Consider the following 24507-nt stretch of genomic DNA (forward strand, 5'->3'; position numbering starts at 1 on the left):
CGTTCCGTAAGCCGGTGAAGGTCAGGCGTGAGCCTGGCTGGAGGTATCGGAAGTGAGAATGCTGACATGAGTAACGATAGGAGTGTGAGAGACACTCCCGCCGAAAGACCAAGGGTTCCTGCGTAAAGCTAATCTGCGCAGGGTTAGTCGGCCCCTAAGGCGAGGCTGAAAAGCGTAGTCGATGGGAAGCAGGTAAATATTCCTGCACCAGCTGGAAGTGACGGATGGCGCAACTTGTCAGGGCTTATTGGATTGTCCTGGCAGGGAAGTTGTCCCTGGAAATAACTCCAGCAGAGACCGTACCCGAAACCGACACAGGTGGTCAGGTAGAGCATACCAAGGCGTTTGAGAGAACTATGCTGAAGGAACTCGGCAAATTGCACGCGTAACTTCGGAATAAGCGTGACTCTGCTAAGGGCAACCTCTGCAGAGTGGCACAAGCCAGGGGGTAGCGACTGTTTAGCAAAAACACAGGGCTCTGCGAAGCAGCAATGCGACGTATAGGGTCTGACGCCTGCCCGGTGCCTGAAGGTTAAAGGGAGATGTGAAAGCGTCGAACTGAAGCCCAGGTAAACGGCGGCCGTAACTATAACGGTCCTAAGGTAGCGAAATTCCTTGTCGGGTAAGTTCCGACCTGCACGAATGGCGTAACGACTTCCCCACTGTCTCCAGCATAGGCTCAGTGAAATTGAATTCCCCGTGAAGATGCGGGGTTCCCGCGGTCAGACGGAAAGACCCTATGAACCTTTACTATAGCTTCGCCTTGGCGTTAGCGACCGTATGTGTAGGATAGGTGGGAGGCTATGAAACCGGGGCGCCAGCACCGGTGGAGCCATCCTTGAAATACCACCCTTACTGTCGTTGACGTCTAACCGAGGGCCGTTATCCGGTCCCGGGACATGGCGTGGTGGGTAGTTTGACTGGGGCGGTCGCCTCCTAAAGTGTAACGGAGGCGCGCGATGGTGGGCTCAGACCGGTCGGAAATCGGTCGTCGAGTGCAATGGCATAAGCCCGCCTGACTGCGAGACTGACAAGTCGAGCAGAGACGAAAGTCGGCCATAGTGATCCGGTGGTCCCGCGTGGAAGGGCCATCGCTCAACGGATAAAAGGTACTCTAGGGATAACAGGCTGATTTTGCCCAAGAGTCCATATCGACGGCAAAGTTTGGCACCTCGATGTCGGCTCATCACATCCTGGGGCTGGAGCAGGTCCCAAGGGTTCGGCTGTTCGCCGATTAAAGTGGTACGTGAGCTGGGTTCAGAACGTCGTGAGACAGTTTGGTCCCTATCTGCCGTGGGTGTTCGAAGCTTGAGAGGATCTGTCCCTAGTACGAGAGGACCGGGATGGACATACCTCTGGTGTACCTGTCATGGCGCCAGCTGTGCAGCAGGGTAGCTAAGTATGGAATAGATAACCGCTGAAAGCATCTAAGCGGGAAACTAACCTCAAAACAAGGCTTCGCTGAGGATCGTGGAAGACTACCACGTTGATAGGCCAGGTGTGGAAGTGCGGCGACGCATGAAGCTTACTGGTACTAATAATCCGATCGGCTTGATCGTTTCTCAGATAAACTCATTCGATCTTCGTCAGAACACGACAATGTCTTCTCGCTAGTCCTTACATCCGCTTGGTTGACCTGGTGGCTATGTCGGAGGTTCCCCACCCGATCCCATCCCGAACTCGGTCGTTAAGCCCTCCAGAGCCGATGGTACTATGTCTCAAGGCATGGGAGAGTAGGTCGCCGCCGGGTCTACCAAGCGGATATAAGGATTAGTGTCACGTTGGGCTATCGCGCTTCGCGCGACTTGAGCCCGCCTCTCGAACATTCTTCCTTCGCACTACCGTTTGCCGCGGGATGGAGCAGCCCGGTAGCTCGTCAGGCTCATAACCTGAAGGTCGCAGGTTCAAATCCTGCTCCCGCACCCAAACACCACAAAAAGCCCCGACCCGAAACGGCGGGGCTTTCGTGCATCTGGGGCTCGGCTGTCGCCGCCCCAGAGATCCGCAGCAGCCCCGCAAGGTGGCCTTGGCTATCCAGGGCGAACGCGCCCAGGACTTCGGGATACCCGCGCGCGGCTTGGCGATGATGCGCGTCCAGGCCGCCTACCAGTAGAACGCCGTCCCATCCTCCAGCCGGTTCACCGGCAGATAGGCGCGCTTGTACGGGAAGGTCGCCGCCAGACCCTCATCAAGCTCCACGCCCAGACCCGGAGCCTCGCCTGGGTGCATCATGCCGTCGGCGAAGCTGTAGGCGTGGGGGAAGACGGCGTCAGTCTCAGGCGTATGCCGCATGTATTCCTGCAGGCCGAAGTTCGACACCGACAGGCCGAAATGAAGCGCCGCGGCCATGGTTACCGGCGACAGGTCGGTGGCGCCGTGACAGCCGGTCTTCACATGATGGATATCGGCCAGGGCCGCGATCTTCCTCAGATGGGTAATGCCGCCCGCATGGACCACGGTGGCGCGGATGTAGTCGATCAGCCCTTCCTCGATCAGGGTCTTGCAGGACCAGATGGAGGAGAAGACCTCGCCGACGGCCAGTGGCGTCGTCGTATGCTGGCGAACGATGCGGAAGGCGGCCTGATTGTCGGCCGGGACCGCGTCCTCCAGCCAGAACAGGTTATAGGGCTCCAGCGCCTTACCCAGGCGCGCGGCCTGGATCGGCGTCAGCCGGTGATGCACGTCGTGCAGCAGTTCGATGTCCCAGCCCAGGGCCTCGCGCGCGGCCTGGAACAGCTTTGGCGCGTGGTTCAGATAGAGGGAGGTCGACCAGGTGTTCTCGGTCGGCAGGGCGCCGTCCGCCGGCTCGTAGAACATCTTGTCCTTGGAGACGCCGTAGGTGGAGGCCATGCCCGGCACGCCGGACTGCAGCCGAACGGCCTTGTAGCCCATGGCGACGTATTTCTTCGCCTCGGCGATCGTGTCTTCGATGGTCTCGCCGTTGGCGTGGCCATAGACGGTGACGCCGCTGCGGCTGGCCCCGCCGAGCAGCTGGTACAGAGGCAACCCCGCCAGCTTGGCCTTGATGTCCCACAGGGCGACGTCGACGGCGGCCAGGGCCGTCATGTCCACCGGCCCGCCGCGCCAGTAGGCGCCGCGATGCAGGGTGTTCCACGTGTCCTCGATCCGGTGGGCGTCGCGGCCGATCAGCAGCGGGGCGACATGCTCTTCCAGATAGGCGACGACCGCCATCTCGCGGCCGTTCAGGGTGGCGTCGCCCAGACCCGTGACGCCGCTCTCGGTCGTGATCTTCAGGGTGACGAAATTGCGCCCGGGACAGGTCACGAAGACCTGGACGCGCGCGATCGGCTCGATCTGCATGGCGTGGCCCGAGAGGCTGGCTTTGGTGTCGTGGAAATTCATCAGCCAGTCCGGCAAGAAAACTAATCAGGGAGAAAAGGGGGAGGGCGACCGAAGCCGCCCTCCATGCGCAGTTTCGGGGGAGTTCGCTCTAGAAGGTCGCGCGCACCGTCAGTTGGTAGGTCCGTCCGTCGTAATCCATCCGGCGCGGCAGCATCGGGTCACCCTGATACTCCGACCGGGTCGCGTCGGTCAGGTTGAACGCGTCCGCCGAGATCGTGATCCGGTCGGTCAGGTTGTAGGAGGCCGAGGCGTCCAGCTGGGACCGCGACTTCACCGTGCGAGCGTCGCCGACGAAGCTGTTGCCTGCCGCCAGATCGTAATCGCCGCGCCAATTGTAGGTGAGGCGGATGCCATACCGGTCGGTCTCATAGTAGCCGATCAGGTTCAGGTTCTTGCGCGACACGCTGGGCAGGGTGATCGGGACGCCGGCGCCCGTCGTGCCCTCGATGTCGATGTAGGTGAAGTTGGCCGCGCCGCCGAAGTGGGACAGCCAGCCGGGCAGGAAGTCCAGGTTCTGCTGAACCGCCAGTTCGGCGCCCCGCACCGTGATCGGATCCTGGTTGGTGCTGCCGCTGGCCTGAACCTGCACGCCCGACGCGGTCAGACAGTTGGTGCCCGAGATGGTCAGCGGGCCAAGCCCGAAGTCGACGCCGTTGATTAGGCCGTTGGAGGGGCAGAGGCGGGTCGGATCGACGATCGGCCCGATATAGCCCTCCACGTCCTTCTGATAGAGGGAGATGGCGAACACGCCGCCCGGCCGGTTGTACCATTCCAGCGCCAGGTCGTAGGCGTCGGAGGTATAGGGCGACAGATTTGTGGCCCCGATGGTGATCGTGTAGGGCGAGTTCACCACCGCCGGATCGGGCGTCAGCACCGAGGTGATCGGCACGTTGTCACGTGGCTGGGGACGCACATAGGTGCGGTAGTAGGCGGCGCGCAGCACCAGATCGTCCGTCAGGTCGATCTTGGCCATGGCCGACGGCAGCCAGTAGTCGTTCGAAGAGCCGTAAGTCCGCTCGGTGACGAAGTGGTTCACCGCGCCGGCGGCCGTCGCCCGCACCGACGAACATCCCTGGCAATCCAGGGCGACGATGGACGTATCCAGCTTCTCATACCGCAGACCGATATTGCCCTGGGCGCGGAAACCGAACACCTCGGTGTCGAACTTGGCCATCCCGTAGGCGGAGAAGGTGTCGTTGGAGTTGGTGAAGTTGTTGTTCCAGTAGTTCGGATCCCAGTAGTTGTTCACCAGACCATAGGTGGTCAGGAAGACGCCGGTCGCCGGGTCCAGCAGGAACTGGTTCGTCACCCCGTTCGGGTTCGTCGCGCTGCGCAGGGCCGTGTTGACCGGCAGAATGGCGGCCAGGGTCCGGGCCACGTCCACGTTGCGCCAGTTGGAGGTGTAACCCCCCGCCTGACCGCCGAAGAAGTCGCCGACATAGGGGTTCACCTCCGACACGCCTTGGGTCAGGCCGGCCATGTTGATGCCCATGGCGCTGTTGCGCGAACCGCTGGACGCGAAGGAGGTGGTCTCGAACCGCAGGCCGCCCGTGATGGAGGACAGGAACGATCCGTTGAGCGTGCGCGTCAGATCGAACTGGACCGCGTCCAGCTCGGTCAGGGCCTGACCGTTGGTGCCGGTGACGCCGAAGCGGTCGCCCGCGACGGTCGCCAGCTGGCCGGGCATGACCGCGCCCACCTGGGTCACCGAGTTGGCGGCCACGGGGATCGTGTAGCCCCCGGCCGGAATGTGGGTGGCGTTCGGCGTGTTCAGATTGATGCGGAAGCGCGACAGGTCGTTGCCGCCGGTGAAGACCGACGCGGTGATGCCGTTCAGGCCTGCCGAGCCCAGGTTGCGATAGGCGTTCTGGACGATGTCCAGCTCGATCTGGTCGGATCGGGCCTCGGCGCGCGAGATCGTGCCCTCCAGCGTGGCATGCCACTCGTCGTTCTCGAAGGTCACGGTCGGGTTGATGGCCCAGACCATCTGGGTCACCGGCTCGGACCGGATGGAATCGAAGGTCTGGGCGTTCTCGGACGAGAAGCTGTTGATGTAGGCCCGACCGTCCGCCGCCACATAGGGCGTGCCCAGGCTGGTGAAGTGGGTCACCGCCGAGGTCGCGACCAGGGCCGTGTTGGTGTTCTGGCCGGCGCCGTTCTCGATGTAGAGAAGGTGGTTGGTCCCCTGATCCAGCTGACGCTTGGTGTAGAAACCGGTCAGGCCGAAGCGGACCTCGTCCGTCGCCTGCCACTCGAACCCGGCCGCGCCGGTGAAGACGTCGCCCCGGTTCTGGCGCACGAACTGGCGCATCTGGCTGGGGTAGTAGACCCCGCCCGGATACTGGGCGATCAGGGCGTCATAGATGGGGTTGGTCCCCGGCACGCCTTGGTTTCCGACCTGGATCGAGCCCAGCCGGTTGGCCCAGCTGTTCACCGAGATCGAGTCGCGGCGGAAATTCTCTTCCTTGAAGGCCAGGGTGCCGAAGACCGCGAAATCATCGGTCAGGTGGGTGCTGTAGCCGACCGTGTAGGAGGGCGAGCCCTGGTCTCCCAGCTCGTTGTATTCATAGGCCGCCTTCACGAAGCCGCCGTCGTTGCGCGACAGGGCCGGCGCGATCCGCAGGTCGATGATGCCCGACAGGCCGCCCGCGACGTTCGAGGCGTCGGGCGACTTGATGATGGTGATGCCCGAGAAGATGTCGGAGTTGAACGCGCCCAGCGGCGTCGAACCCATGTTGGTCGAGGTCGACAGAATCGGATCGGCGAAGCCCGACCCGTTCAGCGTCGTCCGCGCGAAGGAGCCGGGCAGGCCGCGCAGGCTGATGGTGGCGTTGCGGCTGTCCGCCTCACGGTTGATCTGGATGCCCGGCAAGCGCTGGATGGCTTCGCCCACGTTCAGGTCTGGGAAGCGGCCGAGGCCGTCCGAGGAGATTGAGTCGGTGATCTGGTCGGAGTTCCGCTTGGTCGCCAGGGCGCTGGCGTAGGCGCCGCGGAAGCCGGTGACGACCACCTCCTCGACGGTGTCGTCCTGGGTCTGCGTCGTCGCGCTGGTCTGCGCCACGGCCGCGCCGGCGCCGACGATGGATCCGCCCAGCGCGAGCGCGCTCACTGCCCCCAGAAGGAGCGTCCGTTCTCTGATCATGTTTCCAACCCCATGCCGTTCTCTGTCGACGGCTGAGAACGGAAACTACGCCGTTCTTTGAATTGGTCAAGCCAGTTTTAGAATTGGCCTGACGATCAGTGGGCGGTGGCGACCGGGCGGGTCTGGGGCGCGGGACGAACCGCGCGGTACAGCCGGATCCACATGGCCGGGCGTCGCTCGGTGGTCGTCAGAAGCGCCTCCAACGGCGGCGCATAGCGATCGTCCAGCAGGCTGGCGAGGTTCAGGGTGTTGACGGCTCGCTCGGGTCGCCATGGTCCGGCGTATTCCGTCTGGCCGGCCGCGAGGCGCTGGGCGTCGAACGCGATGCGGGAATGGACGAACTCCTGATGGGTCTTCTCGCCCTCGACATAGGGGATCAGCCAGTCGATCACCGACGACACCCCGGTCCCGGACGCGTTCTTCCAGTCGAACCAGTCCAGCCCGTGCGCCCGGGCCGTCAGCCCCGCCATCATCATGGGATCGACGTTGTAGAGGACGTAGTGGATGGCGTCGCGTTCGTAGAAGTCGAACACCGTCCCCTCGGCCAGCACATTCGACGCCACATGTTTCTGGTAGTCCTCGAAGGTCCGCTCGATCAGGCGCGGGTCTCCGAGCTGGAACGAGGCCATCGCCGCGATCTTGATCCGGTGGCTCTGCCAGTTGGTATAGAAATGCTTCGGCGCTCCATCCATCTCGTCGAGGTATCCGCCGGCCAGATTGCGCAGGAAGCCGTCCATGGCCGCCCGCGTCTCCGTCGGCAGATCCGCCTCGGTCAGGTCGTAGGCCAGGATCAGGGCGTCGAAATTGGTCTCGTCGATCGGGTTCAAGGAGACGATGTAGACCTCGGCCCAGGCCTTCAGGAACCGGTCGGTCGCCTCCAGATATTTCCGCTCTCCGGTCATCCGCCAGGCGAGGGCGAAATCCAGCATCGCCGGCAGGTCGCGCCGCGCCGCCAGGCTCTCGTCGCGGATTCCCTGACCGGGCAGGGTCCCTTCGGTATGCACCACCGGCAGCGGGCCGGGCGTGCGCGTCAGGGCCGCATCGGCCGCCGCGATCACGGCCTGTCCGTCGTCCGTCGCCCTGACAGACGCCAAGGCCGAACCGACCTCGGGACCGAAGATCGCATAGTCCTGGGCCGGGGCCGGGGTCGCTAAAAGGAGGGCGACCGCCAAGGTCGTCAGACCAGTTCTCATCGTGCGTCTCCCCTCACTCCGGTGATCGACGCTATTTCGGCCTGACCGCTCGGTCAATCGGCCTTACCGATTGAGCCGGCCAATGAGCGACGATAGAAATGGAGAGCGCGCGGACCTTCTCCAATGCGATACAGATGACGCGGATTGCGGAGGACAAACGCTTGGAAACCATCGGCCGCGATCTTGAGGAAATGCAGCGCACGCCGCTGACCCCGGCGCATGTCGAGACGATGCGGGCGGTCGGCGAGGTGGTGACCTATGAGGCCGGCGCCGTCCTGGTGCAGCCGGGCGATGTGGTGGACCGCTTCGTCTATCTGCTGGACGGCGAGATCGAGGTGGTGAACCCCTTCTCCGACGAGCGGGCGACCACCTCCACCCTGGGGCCGTCCCAATTCATGGGCGAGATCTCCTTCCTGAACGGCGGGACCTGGTCCATGCCCATGCGCGCCGTCCGGACGACCCAGGTGCTGGAGGTGCCGCGTCCGGCCATGCTGCGCCTGATGTCGGAGATCCCGGAGATGTCGGACATCGTCATCACCGTCCTGGCCGCGCGTCGCCGCAAGCAGTTGGAGACCCGGTTCAGCCCGCTGGTCCTGATCGGCGAGGATCAGGACCGCGACGTGCACCGCATCGCCGATTTCGCCAGCCGCAACCGGTTGCCCTACGCCTCCTACGAGACGGGCAGCGCGGAGGCGCAGGAGGTGGCGACCAGCTGTGAAATCTCTCCCGACACGCCCGCCGTCATCTTCGGGCGCGGCCAGGTGGTTCAGGATCCGACGCCCGACAAGGTCGCCCGTCTGCTGGGGGTCAACTACGACCTGGACGACGACGCCCCGTTCGACGTGCTGATCGTCGGGGGCGGCCCGGCCGGCGTGGCCGCCGCCGTCTATGCCGGGGCCGAGGGGCTGAGCGCCCTGCTGGTCGAGGACACGGCCATCGGCGGACAGGCGGGCACGTCGAGCCGGATCGAGAACTACATGGGCTTTCCCACGGGCATTTCGGGCGCGGACCTGGTCTGGCGCGGCGAGGTCCAGGCCATGAAGTTCGGCACGCGGTTCCTGATGCCTCGTCGCGTCGTCTCGCTGGAGCATCAGGAGAACGGCCGATTCTGCGCCGTCTTCGGCAACGGCCGCCGGGTCTCGGCCGGGGCGGTCGTGGTCGCGACGGGGGTCCAGTACAAGCGCCTGCCGATCCGGCAACTCGGCGAGTTCGAAGGGGCGGGGGTCTATTACGCGGCCACCGAGAACGAGGCCCGCTACTGCCGTGAAACGACCGCCGTCATCATCGGCGGCGGCAACTCCGCCGGCCAGGCGGCCATGTATCTGAGCCGCTCGGCGGATCGTGTGCATCTGATCGTGCGCGGCAAATCTCTGGCCGCCTCCATGTCCAGCTATCTCTCCAGCCGTCTGGAGGCCGATCCGCGCATCACCATCGAGTATGAGTCAGAGGTCGTCGCCGTCGCCGGCGCGACGAAGCTGGAGACCGTCACCATCCGCAATCGCGCCGACGGCGGCGAGCGCGAGGTGGAGACCTGCGCCCTGTTCGTCATGGTCGGGGCGGAACCCAATACCGCCTGGCTGTCCGGCCTCGTGGCCCTGGACGACAAGGGCTTCGTCCTGACCGGGGATGCCGCCGGCGCCGCCTCGCCCTATGCGACGTCCGAGCCCGGCATCTTCGCGGTCGGCGACGTGCGGGCCGGGTCGGTCAAGCGGGTCGCGTCCTCCGTCGGCGAGGGTTCTGTGGTCATCTCCAAGGTCTGGAGCCACCTGAACGACTAGAACCAGCCGGCCGCCTTCAGCACCGGCGCGCGGGTCCGGCTGACCGGCGCGGTCAGGCCGCCGACGAGGCGGATTTCGCCGACGCCGCGCCGCCAGCGCACGGCCTCGACCGCATCGGCCGCCACCCACCAGGAGCGATGCACGCGCCAGCCGTGCGCCTGGCTCAGCTCCGCCAGGGCGTCGGCGAAGCGCAGGGTGATCATCTCCTCGCCCGCGTCGGTGTGGACCTTCAGATAGTGGTCGTGCGCTTCGATCGCGATCAGCCGCGCCCCCCGTCGTTTCGCCGAGAGCCGACGCCGGAAGGCGGCTTCCGCCTCGGGCAGGGGAGGGGCGATGACGGTGCGCGTCTCGACCCGCACCGGCGCCCGTCGCCACATCAGGGCGCGCACCACCATCACCGCCGCCAGGATCGGCAGGACCTGCAAGAACAGGAACCCATAGCTGGACCACCGGAACGGCGCCCCGGCCAGCAGGTGTTCGGTGCTCAGGACGAACAGGGTCACCACCGGCGTCATCGCCATCGACGCGACAGCGGTCCGGACCCAGACCCCGGGCAGGCGTCGAACCAGCAGCTCATCGGCCACGATGCCGATCAGCCCGCCGCCGACCATGCAGATCATCCAGTAGAGATGACGTTTGAACGCCGGGAGTTCGTCGGACGCGAACGGCCCGAGGAACCCCATCAGCCAGCCGATGGCGATCAGGACGGCGAGATCGACGCCCCACCGTCTCAGGGTCTCCGTCCCGCCCTCCGATTTCGTCTGTCCGCCCATGCCGCCCCGTTCGCGCATCTTCGGCGCCGTTCGCGAAGCCGGGCCTAGCGAGCCTCGATCCGGCCCGCAATGGCGTCCGGCGAAACCGCAACCGAGGGGCCTGCCCATGACCGCCAGTCTTCACACATCCCTGAACCGCCCCCTGTCCCTGTCCGCGAGGATCGGTTGGGGCGTGGGCGTCATCCTGTGTCTGGGGATCGCCGCCTATTCGGCGCGCTATCTGTTGAACCCGCCCCAGACGCCGGAACAGGCGCTGGGCAATCCGGTCGGCGTGCCCTGGCTGGTCGTCCACATCGGCGGCGCCGTGATCGCCCTGCTGGTCGGCTCCTTCCAGTTCCTGCCGGGCCTGCGTCGCGCCGGCCGGCCCCACCGCTGGATGGGGCGGGTCTATGTCGCGGGCTGTCTGGTCGGAGGCGGGGCGGGACTGATCCTCTCGTTCGGATCCTTCGCAGGCCCCATCGCCACCGCCGGGTTCGCCAGTCTGGCGGTCCTGTGGATCGGCTTCACCGGCCTGGGCTGGCGCGCGGCCATGCAGCGGCGGTTCGTCGAGCATCGTCGCTGGATGATCCGGTCATGGGCCCTGACGCTGGCGGCCGTGACCCTGCGGATCTACCTGCCTCTGGTCGAGATTTCCGACCTGCCCTTCCTGCCCTGGTATCAGGCGATCTCCTTCCTCGCCTGGGTCCCGAACCTGATGGTCGCCGAGCTCTGGCTCAGCCGGACTGGGGTCGTCCCACGCGCCTAGCCGGCCTCGCGGGCGCGGAAGTCGCCGGGGCGCAGGTTGTGGCGCCGGAACTTGTCGTAGAGCGTCTTTCGGGGGATCCGCAGGGCCTCCGTGATGGCCACGATATCTCCGACGTGGCGATGCAAGGCTTCCTCAAGCACCGCCTTCTCGAACCGCTCCAGCCGGTCGACCAGGCCCGCGCCCGCCTCTTCACCGGAACCCAGACCGGAGGGCGCGTCGATGTCCATGGCGACCCGCTCGGCGAAATGGGCCAGCTCCCGCACATTGCCCGGCCAGTCGTGCTCCATCAGGGTCCGGCGCACGGACGTGCTCATCGGCGGCGGCGTCGTCCGGTGCTCGCCCGACGCCCGCGCGAGGAAGTGGGCGAACAGCAGGGGCACGTCCTCGCGCCGTTCCCTGAGCGGCGGCACCCGCAGTTTCAGGACGTTGAGCCGGTAGTAGAGATCCTCGCGGAACTGCCCCTGCGCGACGGCGAGGGCGAGATCGGTCTTCGATGAGGCCAGAATTCTCAGGTCCAGCTGGCGCGGCCCAGCGGCGCCCAGCGGCTGGATCTCCCGCTGCTCGACGACGCGCAGCAGGGCGATCTGGGCCGACATCGGCATAGTCTCGATTTCGTCCAGGAACAGTGTGCCGCGATGGCTCTGTTCGATCAGGCCGACGCGCCGCTTCACCGCGCCCGGAAAGGCGCCCGGCTCATGGCCGAACATCTCGCTCTCGATCAGACCGGCGGGCAGGGCGCCGCAGTTGACCGGCACGAAGGGATGGACCCGCCGCCGCCCGCTGTTGTGGAGCGACCGCGCGACGACCTCCTTGCCGACCCCGGTCTCGCCCTCGATCAGCACGTCCATGCCGGCGTCGGCGACCTGTTCGATGACGGTCCGCAGCCGGGCGATGGCCGGGCTCGAGCCCAGGAGCGGCAGGTCCGGCGTCACGCGCGACACCGCCGCCGACAGGGCGCGGTTGTCCAGCACAAGCCCCCGCTTCTCCAGCGCCCGGTTCAGACTGTCGGCCAGTCGTCCGAAGTCGAACGGCTTGGCCACGAAGTCATAGGCGCCGTTCCGCAAGGCATCGACCGCGTCGGCGATGTCGCCGTGGCCCGTGATCATCACGACGGGCAGACCTTCATCCAGCGCCTGCAGCCGCGTCAGCAGACCGCGCCCATCCAGGCCCGGCATCCGCAGGTCGGACACGACCACGCCGGGATAGTCGGCGGTCAGGACCTTCAGCGCGCCTTCCGCCGAGGCGAAGGCCTGCACCTCCAGATCCTCGAGCTGGAGACGCTCCAGAAGGGCGTTCCGGAAGTCGTCGTCGTCGTCGATCAGGACGACCGAGCGGGGGCGGGAGAAGTTCATGCGGCGGGCTTCAGGGAAATGACGAACTGGGCGCCGGTCGGGGCGGGTCGCAGGCTCAGCTCCCCGCCGAACCCGGCGACGATGTCGCGGCAGATGACGAGACCCAAGCCCAGTCCCGCCGACTTGGTCGTGACGAAGGGGGTGAACAGATTGGCCGCGACCGCCGCGTCGACGCCGGGGCCGTTGTCGCCGACGACGATTTCGATCCGGCGGCCTTTCTTCGCGACATCGATGGTCAGGGTTGGGTCGGAGGTGCCCGCCTCGGTCATGGCCTCGAAGGCGTTCTGGACGAGGTTCACCACGACCTGCTCCAGCCGGATCGGCTCGGCCTGGACCTTCAGCTCGGCGTCGCCGGTGCGGACCAGTTCCACCCCGCCTTCGCGCAGTCGGCCGCCGATCAGCAGCAGCGCTCCGTCGATGGCGGCGGCGGGAGAGACGGCCGAGACGCCCTGGGTGCTCTTGCGCGAAAAGGCGCGCAGCTCATCGGTGATGACCCCGATCCGCCCGGTCAGTTCGGCGACGCGACCCAGGCTGCGCCGCGCGGCCTCCGGGTCGTCGCGATCCAGATAGGCGTTGGCCGTGTCGGCGTGGGTGCGGATGGCGGCGACGGGCTGGTTGATCTCGTGCGCCACCCCGGCCGCGATCTGGCCCAGGGTCGCCAGCTTGTTGGCCTGGACCAGTTCCTCCCGCAGGACCTCGCGGCTGGCCTCGGCGCGGCGGCGTTCGTCCATCTCGCGGCTGAGCTTGCCGTTGGCGGCGCGCAGCTCCTTGGTCCGGTCGTCGATGCGGCGTTCCAGCTCGGCCCGCGCCTGTTCCTCCGCGACGGCCTTGGCCATGGCCTGCTGACGTCGCCGCAGCACCACCCCGGCGCCGACGGCCAGCAGGGTCGCGAGGAGGCCCGCGACGGCCCGCGCGCTCCAGACATTGGCGACGATGGTCCCGCCGATGGGGTCCAGCAGATGCAGGGTCCAGCCGGGCGTGTCCGTCTCCGTCTGCGACAGGATCCAGTCGCTGGCGGGTCCCCCGACGGCGGTTCGCACGACCCGGCCCGCGCCCGCCGTCTCGCTGTCGAAGGGCAGGGGGGCGAGCGCCTGACCGCTCAGGGTCTGGTCGGCCAGGATCGCCTCGCGCTCGGCCGGCGTCAGGGTGCGGCTGCGGCGGAATCGCCATTCCGGCACGCTGGTCACCAGGACGACGCCGCGACTGTCGGTGACATAGGCGGGCTCGCCGGAGCTGCGCCAGTCGGCTTCCAGAGCGTCGAACTCCACCTTGACCACCACGACGCCGACGGGCGCGGCGGCGCTTCCGATACGCCGGGCCAGATAGAGGCCGGGCCGTCCGCTGACGGTGCCGAGCGCGAAGAACTCCGCTTCACCCTCCTGCACGGCCCCCCGGAAATAAGGTCGGAAGGCGTAGTCGGAGCCGACGAAACTGGTGGGCTGGCGCCAGTTGCTCGCCGCGCGGGCCACGCCGTTCCGGTCCAGCACATAGATGGCCGCCGCCCGCGTCTGGTTCGCCACGGTCTCCAGCTTGGCGCTGACCAAGTCGGCGTCCCCGCTTGCGACGCCGGACAGAAGGGCCACGACCTCCGGGTCCTGGGACAGGACGACGGGCAGGGAGCGGTGCTTCTCCAGCTCGCTTCGCAGCACGGCGGCGTGCAGGGCGGCGGCCGCATCCGCCTGCCGCGCCAGGTCGGCCCGCGCATCCTGTCGTGCGATCTCGCCGGCCGCCGCCATGCCCAGAACGGCGATGATCGCCCAGCCGCAGACCAGGGCGATCCACGGCCGCGCGGACCGGCTTGAGACCCGTTCGCCGAGTCGATGGAGGCCGTGTGCGAACATCCTTCGACTATGCGGAAATCCGCACAGTTTGGCCACCTGTGAGGCTGAAATATCGGACATTGATCGTGGCGGCTTCGACCAACATCAACGAAATCAGTATGTAATACTCGACGGTCCGTCGCTATGTCCCGGCCGCGATCCCGGCCAGAATAGGCTTCGGACACGGCGATGAGACCGTGAGGAGACGGGCGGCCACGGTCGTCGGGGAGGTCGAGTGCAGATTTCGAGTGATCACGCCCATGCGTCCGAGGCGCCGCGCGCCTGGTATCGGCACCTGTATGTCCAGGTGCTGGGCGCCATCCTGCTCGGCGGTCTGATCGGTCACTTCTGGCCCGAGTTCGGCGAGAGCCTGAAGCCGCTGGGCGACGCCTTCATCAAGCTGGTGAAGATGGTCATCGCCCCGGTGATCTTCCTGACCATCGTCACGGGCATCGCCGGGATGCGCGATCTGGGCCGCGTCGGTCGGGTCGCCGCCAAGGCCTTCGCCTACTTCCTGGTCTTCTCGACCCTGGCCCTGATCGTGGGTCTGGTCGTCGGCAACATCGTCCAGCCCGGCCGCGGTCTGAACATCGACCCCGCGACGCTCGACGCCGGCGCGGTCGCTCAATATTCGACCGCCGCCCACGAGACGACGATCATCGGCTTCCTCCTGGGCATCATCCCGGACACGGTGGTCAGCGCCTTCTCGACCGGCAACATCCTTCAGGTCCTGTTCGTCTCGGTCCTGTTCGGCATCGCCCTGGCCTCCATCGGCGAGATAGGCAAGCCGGTCCTGAACTTCCTGGAATCGGTCAGCGCCGCCTTCTTCAAACTGGTCGCTATCGTGATGAAGGCCGCGCCCATCGGGGCCTTCGGCGCCTTCGCCTTCACCATCGGCGCCTACGGCATCGCGACCGTCGCCAACCTGATCGCCCTGGTCGCCACCTTCTATCTGACGGCCGCCATCTTCGTGGTGGGCGTGCTGGGCGCGGTGGCCATCGTCAACGGCTTCTCGATCCTGAAGCTGATCCGCTACCTGAAGGAAGAGCTGCTGCTGGTGCTGGGCACCTCCTCGTCGGAAGCGGCCCTGCCGAGCCTGCTGCAAAAGATGGAGCGGGCAGGGGCCTCCAAGTCGGTCGTCGGTCTGGTCGTGCCGACCGGCTATTCCTTCAACCTGGACGGCACCAACATCTACATGACGATGGCGGCCCTGTTCATCGCCCAGGCGCTGAACATCCAGCTCTCGCTCGAGCAGCAGATCCTGCTTCTGCTGGTCGCCATGCTGTCGTCCAAGGGGGCGGCGGGCATCACCGGCGCCGGCTTCATAACCCTGGCCGCGACCCTGGCCGTCGTGCCGACAGTGCCGATCGCCGGCATGGCCCTGATCCTCGGCATCGACCGCTTCATGTCGGAGTGCCGGGCCCTGACCAACTTCATCGGCAATGCGGTCGCGACCATCGTCGTCGCCCGCTGGGAGGGCGAGCTGGATCGCGACGCCCTCAAGGAAGCCCTCAACGGAACGCCCCGCCCGCTGGCGGCCCAGCCCGACCCCGCCGCCGGTCCCGGCGACGATCTGGTGATCGCCCGCGACTGACCCATTCACGACGTGCCTGAAAACAAAAAAGACTTTGGGAGGATGAACATGAACACCAAGAAGACCGCGATGCTGGCGACGACCGCCGCAGCCGCTCTCCTGAGCCTGGCGCCCGCCGCCTTCGCCCAGACCCAAACCCCGGCCCCTGTGCCGTCGACGACCCAGCTGTCGCAGGCGTCGCAAGCCATCGCCGATCAGGCGGCTCAAGAGGGCTCGCAGGTCGATGACATCGTCGTCGTCGGCTCCCAGATCCGGGGCGCGGACGTGACCGCCGCCCTGCCGGTCACGGTGCTGTCGGAGGAGCAGATCCTGGCCACCGGCGCCGTCAGCGGCGACGACCTGCTGCGCTCCATCCCCCAGATGGGCGACGTCCTGTTCTCGGCGGCCAACAACCCCCAGACCTCGAACGCGGCGCGTGGCGACGTGAACTCGGTGAACCTCCGCTCGCTCGGCGTCGGAAACACCCTGGTCCTTCTGAACGGTCGCCGCATCGTCCAGCACCCGACCAGCCAGGGCACCTCGGATACCGGCACCGTGCCGGTCCTCAGCTACAACTCCAACGCCATTCCGGTGACGGGTCTGGAGCGTCTTGAAGTCCTGCTGGACGGCGCGGCCGCCATCTACGGCGCCGACGCCGTGGCCGGCGTCGTGAACACCGTGCTCCAGGACGACTTCGACGGCCTTAAGATGAACACCCAGTACGGCGGCGCGGAGGGCACCCATCTGCGCGAGTTCAACCTCGGCATCTTCGCCGGCAAGGACTTCGACCGCGGCAATATCTCGGCCTACGTCGATTACACCGACCGCACGGCCCTGCGTGCGGAGGATCAGGACTTCACCGCCACCGACAACCTGCGCTTCCTGTTCGCCGACAATCCGGATTTCGCCTCCAGCCTGACGCCGGATGCGCGCAACACGCGCGGCGCCTGGGGCAATTTCGCCGTCGTCGGGGCCACCGCCGCCATCCGTCGCGGCACGACCAACCTGACCACGGCGGCCGGCGCCTTCCACATCCAGCCGACGACCCTGACGGGCTGCCTTGTGCCCAACAACAACGACGCCAACGTCTGCCTGGGCTCCGGCGCCCTGAACTTCAACGGCGTCCAGCGCGATCTGCGTTTCGACACCGCGCCGGGCACCACCATCCAGCCGGACACCCAGCGTCTGAACGTCTTCCTGCAAGGCCACTACGACCTGAACGACAGCATCACCGCCTTCGGCGAGCTGGGCTACTACACCGCCGACACCCAGCGGATTCAGCCGCCGGTGATCAACCTGAACACCCTGACCATCCCGACGACCAACTACTGGAACCCCTTCGGTCCGGTGACCTTCGCCGACGGCCGGGTGAACCCGAACCGCATCTCGGGCCTGACCAACGTTCCGGTCCAGGGCCTGGCCATCACCCTGAACCAGTATCGCTTCGTCGACGCCGGCTATCAGAAGGTCGACGTCTCCAACTATCAGGCCCGCGCCCTGGCCGGCCTGCGCGGCGAATGGCGCGGATGGGACTGGGAGACGGCGCTGCTCTATTCGGAGGCCGAGGCGATCGACGAATCCCTGGCCGTCAACACCCAGGCGCTGCAGGCCTCGCTCGCCCTGTCGACGCCGGACGCCTACAACCCGTTCAGCGGCGGCTGCGTCGCCCAGACCTCCTTCGGCGACTGCACCCCCAGCTCCCAGGCCGCGATCGACGCCATCACCTTCACCCTGAAGCGTGAGAGCCGCACGACCCTGACGCAGTACGACTTCAAGGTCTCGCGCGGCGACCTGTTCAGCCTGCCGGCCGGCAACGTCGGCGTCGCCTTCGGCTTCGAGGCCCGCAAGGAGACGCAGAACGACAACCGCGATTCCAATCTGGACGGCTCCAACCCGTTCCGCGACACGGTCACGGGCGCGGTCCAGCTGTCGAACGTCATCGCCGTCAGCCAGAACCCCGACACCCACGGCGAGCGCACCGTGACCTCGGCCTATGTCGAGTTCGCCGTGCCGGTGGTCTCGCCCGAGATGAACATTCCGCTGGTGCATAATCTGGAGTTCCAGATCGCCGGCCGGGCCGAGCGCTATTCGGACTTCGGCGATGTGGCCAAGCCCAAGATCGCCGGCGCCTGGGACATCATCGACGGCCTGCGGATCCGGGGTTCGTACTCGGAAGGCTTCCGCGCCCCGAACCTGGAACAGACCAACGCCGCCACCTACGGCCGTCTGTCGACGAACCCCGACTACATCCGCTGCGAGGCGGATCTGCGGGCCGGGCGGATCGCCACCTTCGGCGCCTGCTCGCGTTCGATCGGCGCCTCGCTGCTGGTCTCCGGCAACCCGGACCTGGAGCCGGAGGAGAGCCAGAACCAGTCCTACGGCGTGGTCTTCCAGCCCCAGTTCATCCCGGCCGAGTTCGGCGACTTCACCTTCACCGTCGATCGCTGGCGGATCCAGCAGGAGAAGATCGTCGGCCTGTTCGGGGGCGCCAATGCGGTGATCCTGGACTATGCCGAACGGGTTCAGGGCCGGTCCAACCCGCTGGTCACCCGCGCCGCGCCGAACGCCGACGACATCGCCCTGTTCGCCGGGACGGGCATCACCCCGGTCGGCGTCGTCACCTCCATCTCGGACCGGTTCATCAACCTCCTGCCGCAGGACGTCGAGGGGATGGACATCGGCTTCAACTGGCGTCTGCGGAATACGCCGTGGGGCAGCTTCCGGATCAACATCGACGCGGCCAAGCTGATCAAGTTCACGCGTGAGGCCGGTCCGCAGGTGGACGCCCTGTACGCCGCCCGCACCGCCGGAACGATCAACGCCGCGACGCCGCTGCCGGACTCGTCCAACCTCCTGGCCCAGAACGGTCGTCCGGAGTGGAAGCTGTCGGGCTCCTTCACCTGGAGCCAGGGTCCGTGGCAGGTCGGGGCCTTCACCCAGTATATCTCGCCCGTCAGCGAGACCGCCTTCCTGAGCGCCTCCGGCCAGGCCTGGGAAGTCGACAGCCAGATCACCGGCAATCTGTATGCCCAGTACGAGTGGGAGGAGAACAACGGCTTCGCCTCCAACACCCGGATCCGCGTCGGCGCCCGCAACATCACCAACGAGGCTCCGCCGCTGGCCTCGACCGGCTATCTGGGGTCGCTCTATCGCCCCTACGGCCGCTACTGGTACGCCTCCCTGGCCAAGGAGTTCTAAGCGTTTGCGACGGAGAGGGACGATGCGTTCTGTACTTTCGATCCTGGCCGTCGCGGGCCTGACCTGGGCCGGAGCGGGTTTCCATGACCTCGCTTCGGCCCAGAGCGGGTCGCTCTTCCTCTCCCCGGAACCCGCCGACTGTCCCGACAGCCTGCCGCAGGGCACGGTCTGTCACTCCGGGCGGTCGGCGGACGGGGCCTGGTACTGGACCGCCTATCCGCGCGACTGGAACGGGACGCTGATCGTCCACGCTCACGGCGGCCCGCGCACGGGCGAGCCGCAACGCGAAGACCCGGTCGAGGATCTGGAGCGGTTCTCCGTCATGGTCTCGGAAGGCTACGCCTGGGCCGGATCGACCTATCGTCGCGGCGGCTACGGCGTCCGCATGGCGGCGAGGGACACCGACGACCTGCGCCAGATCGTCTGGGACGCCTTCGGCAAGCCCAAGCGCACCATCCTTCACGGCCAGAGCTGGGGCGGCAACGTCGCGGCCAAGGCGGCGGAACTCTACGCCGTCGCGGCGGATGGGACCCGCAACTACGACGGCGTGATCCTGACCAGCGGCCTCCTGGCCGGCGGTTCGACCGGCTATGCGTTCCGCGCCGACCTGCGCGCCGTCTATCAGTTCTATTGCCGCAATCATCCGCGTCCGACCGAGACCCAGTATCCCCTGTGGCAGGGCCTTCCCCAAGGCGCGTCCATGCCCCGCGCCGAACTGGCCGCGCGGGTCGAGGAATGCACGGGCCTCAGCCTCGCGCCCGAGGCCCGGACGCGGGCCCAGGCCGATGCGCTCCGGAACATCCTGTCGGTGGTCGGGGTGACGCAGGACAGTCTGGTGGCTCACCTCGCCTGGGGCACCAACCTGTTCCAGGACATGGTCTGGAAGCGGCTGGACGGCCGCAATCCCTTCTCCAACGCCGGGACGACCTATCAGGGGTCGGACGACGACGTCGCCCTGAACCAGGGGGTCGAGCGGTTCCAGGCGGACCCCGCCGCCGTCGCCGCCCTGGCCTATGACGCCGACCTGACCGGGAACATCATGCTCCCGACCCTGACGATGCACGCCCGCTACGACCCCACGGTCTTCGTCGGCCATGAGGCGGTCTATGCGCGGACGGTCGCCGAGGCCGGCCGCTCGAACCTGTTGAGCCAGGTCTTCACCACCGAGGCTCTGCACAGCCAGCTCAGCGTGCCGCAATACGCCGGCATGCTGATCGCCCTGGCTCACTGGCTGGATACGGGCGAGAAGCCGGACGCGAACGACGTGCTGGAGGCGTGCCGGTCGCGGGCGGAGGCCTATGGGCAGCCGTGCCTGATCGACCCGGAGTTCGTTCCTTCTCTCTAGGCTTCTCCCTCCCCCTCGGGGGGAGGGGCGTCGCGAAGCGACGGGGTGGGGGCGGCAGGGCGACGTGGCGACGGGCGGTGGGGATTGGGGTCTGTGGGGCCTTGCCTGGCCGCCCCCACCCGGTCTGCGCCTTCGGCTCCGACCACCCTCCCCCGAGGGGGAGGGAGAGGCGCTCCGCCAGACGTGCATCATCGCTCCTCCGCTGCGAACGGGTATGGGGAAGCGGCGGAGCCATGGGCGATCTCGCCCGGGACCGTGGCGGACGCCGTCGCCGACGCCAGCCTGTGTGTAGAGTTTCGGCGTGGTCGCCTGGCTCCGCTCGACCGGTTTTCGCAAGCTGCGCGGGGGAGGGAAGCTCCTAGCCGGGAGCGGCGGAGCCCATTCGCCCGCCGCCTTGGTTTCCACCCGGTTCGTCCCGATTCCGCCTCTTAAGCCCACGACGGGCGACGGCGCCCAGTGCGCCGCCGGACCCGGGGGACTTCAGCTCCCCCGGCAACCCCGCGATCGACCCCGCCGCACGTCCGGGTCCTGGGCCCAGGACGCCTTCCCCACGCGGTGGGACGTCTGTGAGGATACGGGAGGAATTGGGGGCGTTAAGGAAAAGGGGTCTTAAAAGTTCGGGGCGTTGGAATCGTTGGCGAAATCGGGGGATGCTTTGCCAACTTCGACGCTCCATCATCCGTGCACCCCAGCGAAGGCTGGGGTCCAGATCAAGGATTCAGTCGGCCCGGATCGCGCACCGATCCCTCTGCTCGAGGCCCGCGGCCTGCTCGTCCGATCGCGATGCGATCGTTCCTCAACCCCATCTGCGATGGGGAGGTGACGATTTGGGCTCGCTCGGTTGGAGCGAGTTCCACCCCTCACCCGACGGCGCAAGGACGATCGCTACGCGCTCGTGCGCCGTCTCCCTCTCCCGCAAGGGGAGAGGGCGGGTTCTTGCCTGTCGAGACCGTCTCGCCTTTCCTGGTCGCTGCCCGCGAGGTGACGACTGCAAAGCTCCGGGAGCCTTTGTCATCTAGCGGCGTTAACCTTGAGCATTCCAGCCGGGGGCCCTCATGATCCTGAACCGTCTACTCGTCGCCGCCGTGATCGGAGGCCTGTCCGTGTCCGCCTGTACGCGCGAGGCCGAGCAGCCCGCCGAGGCCGTGGACCAGACGCCGCCGGTCGCCCAGCCGACGACGCCGACCGCGCCCTCCATCGGCTACGCCTGCGAGAGCGGACAGACGGTGACGGTCCAGTATCCCGACACGGCCACGGCCAGCGTCGCCTACAAGGGTCAGACCCTGGCCCTGCGTCTGGTGCCGTCGGCGTCGGGCGCGCGCTACTCCGGGTCGGGCGTGGAATGGTGGATCGCCAGCCGCGAGGGGCAGGAGAACGCGACGCTCAGCCGCCTTGGGCCCAACGACGATGTCGGGGTGGCGGTGCTGGAACGGTGCAGCCGTCCTTCGGCCAATCCCAACCTGCCTGTGCCGGGCCAGCCGACGACGCCGACGCCCGCACCGGGCGGGGTCCTGCCGGCCTCGACGCCGTGCCGCGCGGCCAACCTGCGCCTGAACTCCGAGACGGGGGATGCAGGTGCGGGCAACCGGACCAATGTGTTCGGCGTGACCAACGCCGGGACGACGCCGTGCAGCGTGGCGGGCTATCCGGCCGTCAGCCTGATGGACGCCCAGGGGCGCGGGCTGACCGCGATCCGGTCGGAGCAAAATCCGAATACGGCGACGCCGGTGAACATCCCGGCGGGCGGCAAGGCCTTCTTCGACATCCACTGGACGGTGGTGCCCAACGAGGGGGCGGGCGAGCGCGTCTGTCCGTCGGCGGCGCGGGTGCGAATCCTGATCCCCGGCGACACCGCGGCCCTGGCCATTCCGTTCGCCTTCCAGCCGTGCGGCGGACGCATCCGGGTCAATCCGTTCCGCAGCGGCATCGAGCCGGGTGCGGCCCCGACGGCGGTTCCGGCGGCGTCGGCCGCTTAGATCCTTCTCCCCTTGCGGGAGAAGGTGGCAGCCGAAGGCTGACGGATGAGGGGTGAAAGGCGGTCCCGCCGATGAGGCGTCTGTCCGCTCCATCTCGTCTGTATCCTCGTACCCCTCATCCGTCGGGCTTCGCCCGCCACCTTCTCCCGCAAGGGGAGAAGGGAAACTGGTGTCTTGCCGCGAAAGGGCGTAGTCCGCCGCCATGAAAACCGATGGCTTCCACACCCGCGTCTCCGCGGAACTCGCCGACATCGACGCCCAGGGGCTGACCAAGCCCGAGCGGGTGATCCTGTCCCGTCAGGGGCCGATCATCGAGGTCGGCGGGCGCGAGGTGCTGAACTTCTGCGCCAACAACTATCTGGGTCTGGCGGGCGACGAGCGGGTCGTCGCGGCGGGCAACAACGCCGCCTCGGCCTACGGCGCCGGGACCGCCTCGGTGCGGTTCATCTGCGGGACGCTGGGCATCCACAAGACGCTGGAACGGGCGATCGCCGACTATCTCGGGTTCGAGGACGCGATTCTGTTCGCCGCCGCCTTCGACGCCAACGGCGGCATCTTCGAGCCGCTGTTCGGGGCCGAGGACGCGATCGTTTCCGACAGCCTGAACCACGCCTCGATCATCGACGGGGTGCGGCTGTCCAAGGCCAAGCGGTACCGGTTCGCCACCTCCGACATGGCCGATCTGGAAGCCCAGCTGAAACAGGCGCGGGCGGACGGGGCGCGCGACATCGTCATCGCCACCGACGGCGCCTTCTCGATGGACGGATACGTCGCCAAGCTGGGCGAGATCCGGGCGCTGGCGGACCAGTACGGCGCCCTGATCATGGTCGACGACTGCCACGTCACCGGCTTCATGGGCGAGAAGGGGCGGGGCTCCTTCTCCCACTGCGGGGTTCAGGTGGACTTCGTGACCGGCACCTTCGGCAAGGCGCTGGGCGGGGCCATGGGCGGCTTCATCTGCGCCACCGCGCCGGTGGTGCAACTGCTGAAGCAGAGGGCGCGGCCCTATCTGTTTTCCAATGCGCTGTCGCCGGCGGTGTGTGGGGCCTCGCTGGAGGCCATCCGCATCGCGCAAGGCGAAGAGGGCGACGAACTGCGCGCCCGACTGTTCGCCAATGCGGCGCGCTTCCGGGGCGCGATGACGGAGGCGGGCTTCGACCTTCTGCCCGGTTCGCACCCGATCATTCCGGTCATGCTGGGCGACGCCAAGCTGGCCCAGGATTTCGCCGCGCGGATGCTGGAGCTGGGCGTCTATGTCATCGGGTTCTCGTTCCCGGTGGTGCCGCGCGGCCAGGCCCGCATCCGCACCCAGATGTCTGCGGCGCACACCTTCGACCATATCGATCAGGCCGTGGCCGCCTTCACCCAGGCCGGCAAGGAACTGGGCGTCATCTAGGGGACGAAGGGGCCGGACGACGCCGTCCGACCCCTCCTCGTCTGTCGGCCTCAGGCCAGGCGGCGACGGCGCTGCAGCGTCAGGGCGGCGAAGCCGGCCAGGGCCGCGCTCAGACCGATCATGGCCCATTCCGTCAGCGTCGGGACGGGCGCGGGGGCGACGACGGTGTAGGTGGGCTCGGTGGCCGGCGCATCAATGATGATGCCGCCTTGGGTCGCCGTTCTGAAGATATTGGTCGAGTAGACGCCGCCGGTGGCGGATGTCGTCGCTCGAGACCGGTCGATGACGATCTCGACGTTCGAGCCGGCCGCGACCGTGGTGCCGTGCTTGAGCTGGATCTGGACCCAGAGGGAAACGGGCGAGATCTGACAGTCCTCAAGCGCGCTACCCGGCAGGACTGCGCCATCGATTCTGACGACGATGTCGGAACCGCAGGGGCCTGCGACCAGATCGAGGCCGCCCATGCCGCTGGTCACGAACAGCGAGTTGCCAGCAAAGGGTATCGCGCCTCCGGTCAGCACCGTCGCCGTGGTGAAGCGGATCGTGACGTCGGTCGGCTGCGACACGCGATTGTCGGAGAGGGTGACCGAGACATTGGTCAGGGTTCCGGCCGACGCCGCGGCTGCGGTCATGGACAGGGCGGCTGCGGCGATGGCGGCCGGGATCAGGTGTTTCATCAGGCTGGCCTCGGGGAGGAGGAGAAGGGATGGCGGGCGCTGTCCGCTCGCGGCGATCCGGCGCGAGGGAGCCGCTATGTCGATTCGCGGACATAAGGCCAAGCTTATTGAAACGCTGGTTTCTGTGTCGCGATGTCGCCGCAGGGCCGGAAGTTTGCGGGCGCCGCTTGCAGCCG

General features: G+C 67.1%; 14 protein-coding genes, 1 tRNA gene and 2 rRNA genes (1 of these 17 running past the window's edge). 10 read left to right on the top strand and 7 right to left on the bottom strand.

The features are described 5' to 3' along the window. From ACETK8_RS06750 to ACETK8_RS06760, 3 genes are all read left to right on the top strand, one after another. Positions 1 to 1559: ribosomal RNA gene (locus ACETK8_RS06750) — 23S ribosomal RNA — on the top strand; it begins 1217 nt to the left of the window's first position. 76 nt (positions 1560 to 1635) lie between these two features. Continuing rightward, positions 1636 to 1750, top strand: a 5S ribosomal RNA gene (gene rrf / locus ACETK8_RS06755). Positions 1751 to 1849: 99 nt separating this feature from the next. After that, positions 1850 to 1926, top strand: a tRNA-Met gene (locus tag ACETK8_RS06760). A 177-nt stretch (positions 1927 to 2103) separates the two neighbouring features. On the opposite strand, the gene manD is transcribed toward ACETK8_RS06760, so the two are convergent. From manD to ACETK8_RS06775, 3 genes are all read right to left on the bottom strand, one after another. After that, positions 2104 to 3321: a D-mannonate dehydratase ManD gene (gene manD, locus ACETK8_RS06765; RefSeq protein ID WP_374039363.1), complete on the bottom strand. Its 1218-nt coding sequence runs from the start codon at positions 3319 to 3321 to the stop codon at positions 2104 to 2106. Positions 3322 to 3451: 130 nt separating this feature from the next. Next, positions 3452 to 6505, bottom strand: coding sequence for a TonB-dependent receptor (locus ACETK8_RS06770; RefSeq protein ID WP_374038744.1), 3054 nt, complete (start codon positions 6503 to 6505; stop codon positions 3452 to 3454). Positions 6506 to 6600: 95 nt separating this feature from the next. Beyond that, complete coding sequence (locus ACETK8_RS06775; protein WP_374038745.1) at positions 6601 to 7698, bottom strand: alginate lyase family protein; 1098 nt, start codon at positions 7696 to 7698, stop codon at positions 6601 to 6603. A 161-nt stretch (positions 7699 to 7859) separates the two neighbouring features. On the opposite strand from ACETK8_RS06775, the gene ACETK8_RS06780 reads away from it, so the two are divergent. Next, entirely contained in the window at positions 7860 to 9476 is a 1617-nt protein-coding gene (locus tag ACETK8_RS06780) for an FAD-dependent oxidoreductase (protein ID WP_374038746.1), read from the top strand. Here the strand turns inward: ACETK8_RS06780 and ACETK8_RS06785 are convergent. Continuing rightward, complete coding sequence (locus ACETK8_RS06785; protein WP_374038747.1) at positions 9473 to 10267, bottom strand: LytTR family DNA-binding domain-containing protein; 795 nt, start codon at positions 10265 to 10267, stop codon at positions 9473 to 9475. The two genes, ACETK8_RS06780 and ACETK8_RS06785, sit on opposite strands and share 4 nt — an antisense overlap. Before the next feature lie 88 nt (positions 10268 to 10355). On the opposite strand from ACETK8_RS06785, the gene ACETK8_RS06790 reads away from it, so the two are divergent. Next, a complete protein-coding gene (locus tag ACETK8_RS06790) occupies positions 10356 to 10994 on the top strand; it encodes a DUF2306 domain-containing protein (RefSeq protein WP_374038748.1) in 639 nt (212 codons plus the stop codon). Here the strand turns inward: ACETK8_RS06790 and ACETK8_RS06795 are convergent. After that, entirely contained in the window at positions 10991 to 12346 is a 1356-nt protein-coding gene (locus ACETK8_RS06795; RefSeq protein ID WP_374038749.1) for a sigma-54-dependent transcriptional regulator, read from the bottom strand. The two genes, ACETK8_RS06790 and ACETK8_RS06795, sit on opposite strands and share 4 nt — an antisense overlap. Then, on the bottom strand, positions 12343 to 14187 hold the full coding sequence (locus ACETK8_RS06800; RefSeq protein ID WP_374038750.1) for an ATP-binding protein: 1845 nt from the start codon (positions 14185 to 14187) through the stop codon (positions 12343 to 12345). Before ACETK8_RS06800 ends, ACETK8_RS06795 begins: the two co-directional genes overlap by 4 nt. 214 nt (positions 14188 to 14401) lie before the next feature. Between ACETK8_RS06800 and ACETK8_RS06805 the strand changes: the two genes are divergently transcribed. The 5 genes from ACETK8_RS06805 to ACETK8_RS06825 all read left to right on the top strand — a co-directional run bounded on the left by ACETK8_RS06805 (position 14402) and on the right by ACETK8_RS06825 (position 23654). After that, a complete protein-coding gene (locus tag ACETK8_RS06805) occupies positions 14402 to 15760 on the top strand; it encodes a dicarboxylate/amino acid:cation symporter (RefSeq protein ID WP_374038751.1) in 1359 nt (452 codons plus the stop codon). 48 nt (positions 15761 to 15808) lie between these two features. Then, entirely contained in the window at positions 15809 to 18937 is a 3129-nt protein-coding gene (locus ACETK8_RS06810; protein WP_374038752.1) for a TonB-dependent receptor domain-containing protein, read from the top strand. 22 nt (positions 18938 to 18959) lie between these two features. Next, complete coding sequence (locus ACETK8_RS06815; protein WP_374038753.1) at positions 18960 to 20282, top strand: alpha/beta hydrolase family protein; 1323 nt, start codon at positions 18960 to 18962, stop codon at positions 20280 to 20282. A 1055-nt stretch (positions 20283 to 21337) separates the two neighbouring features. Next, the gene (locus ACETK8_RS06820; RefSeq protein ID WP_374038754.1) at positions 21338 to 22258 is read left to right on the top strand and encodes a DUF4232 domain-containing protein; all 921 of its coding nucleotides are present in this window, start codon (positions 21338 to 21340) and stop codon (positions 22256 to 22258) included. A 202-nt stretch (positions 22259 to 22460) separates the two neighbouring features. After that, a complete protein-coding gene (locus ACETK8_RS06825; RefSeq protein WP_374038755.1) occupies positions 22461 to 23654 on the top strand; it encodes a glycine C-acetyltransferase in 1194 nt (397 codons plus the stop codon). A gap of 50 nt (positions 23655 to 23704) precedes the next feature. Here the strand turns inward: ACETK8_RS06825 and ACETK8_RS06830 are convergent, their stop codons facing one another. Continuing rightward, entirely contained in the window at positions 23705 to 24331 is a 627-nt protein-coding gene (locus ACETK8_RS06830) for an IPTL-CTERM sorting domain-containing protein (protein WP_374038756.1), read from the bottom strand. Positions 24332 to 24507 lie beyond the last annotated feature (176 nt).

It is taken from the genome of Brevundimonas staleyi (assembly GCF_041893865.1).
Taxonomy (GTDB): domain Bacteria; phylum Pseudomonadota; class Alphaproteobacteria; order Caulobacterales; family Caulobacteraceae; genus Brevundimonas; species Brevundimonas staleyi.

Excerpts from the sequence above, each read along its gene's own strand:
- manD (WP_374039363.1), bottom strand. The coding sequence starts at position 3,321 with ATGCAGATCGAGCCGATCGCGCGCGTCCAGGTCTTCGTGACCTGTCCC.
- ACETK8_RS06770 (WP_374038744.1), bottom strand. The coding sequence starts at position 6,505 with ATGATCAGAGAACGGACGCTCCTTCTGGGGGCAGTGAGCGCGCTCGCG.
- ACETK8_RS06775 (WP_374038745.1), bottom strand. The coding sequence starts at position 7,698 with ATGAGAACTGGTCTGACGACCTTGGCGGTCGCCCTCCTTTTAGCGACC.
- ACETK8_RS06785 (WP_374038747.1), bottom strand. The coding sequence starts at position 10,267 with ATGCGCGAACGGGGCGGCATGGGCGGACAGACGAAATCGGAGGGCGGG.
- ACETK8_RS06790 (WP_374038748.1), top strand. The coding sequence starts at position 10,356 with ATGACCGCCAGTCTTCACACATCCCTGAACCGCCCCCTGTCCCTGTCC.
- ACETK8_RS06795 (WP_374038749.1), bottom strand. The coding sequence starts at position 12,346 with ATGAACTTCTCCCGCCCCCGCTCGGTCGTCCTGATCGACGACGACGAC.
- ACETK8_RS06800 (WP_374038750.1), bottom strand. The coding sequence starts at position 14,187 with ATGTTCGCACACGGCCTCCATCGACTCGGCGAACGGGTCTCAAGCCGG.
- ACETK8_RS06810 (WP_374038752.1), top strand. The coding sequence starts at position 15,809 with ATGAACACCAAGAAGACCGCGATGCTGGCGACGACCGCCGCAGCCGCT.
- ACETK8_RS06815 (WP_374038753.1), top strand. The coding sequence starts at position 18,960 with ATGCGTTCTGTACTTTCGATCCTGGCCGTCGCGGGCCTGACCTGGGCC.
- ACETK8_RS06820 (WP_374038754.1), top strand. The coding sequence starts at position 21,338 with ATGATCCTGAACCGTCTACTCGTCGCCGCCGTGATCGGAGGCCTGTCC.
- ACETK8_RS06825 (WP_374038755.1), top strand. The coding sequence starts at position 22,461 with ATGAAAACCGATGGCTTCCACACCCGCGTCTCCGCGGAACTCGCCGAC.
- ACETK8_RS06830 (WP_374038756.1), bottom strand. The coding sequence starts at position 24,331 with ATGAAACACCTGATCCCGGCCGCCATCGCCGCAGCCGCCCTGTCCATG.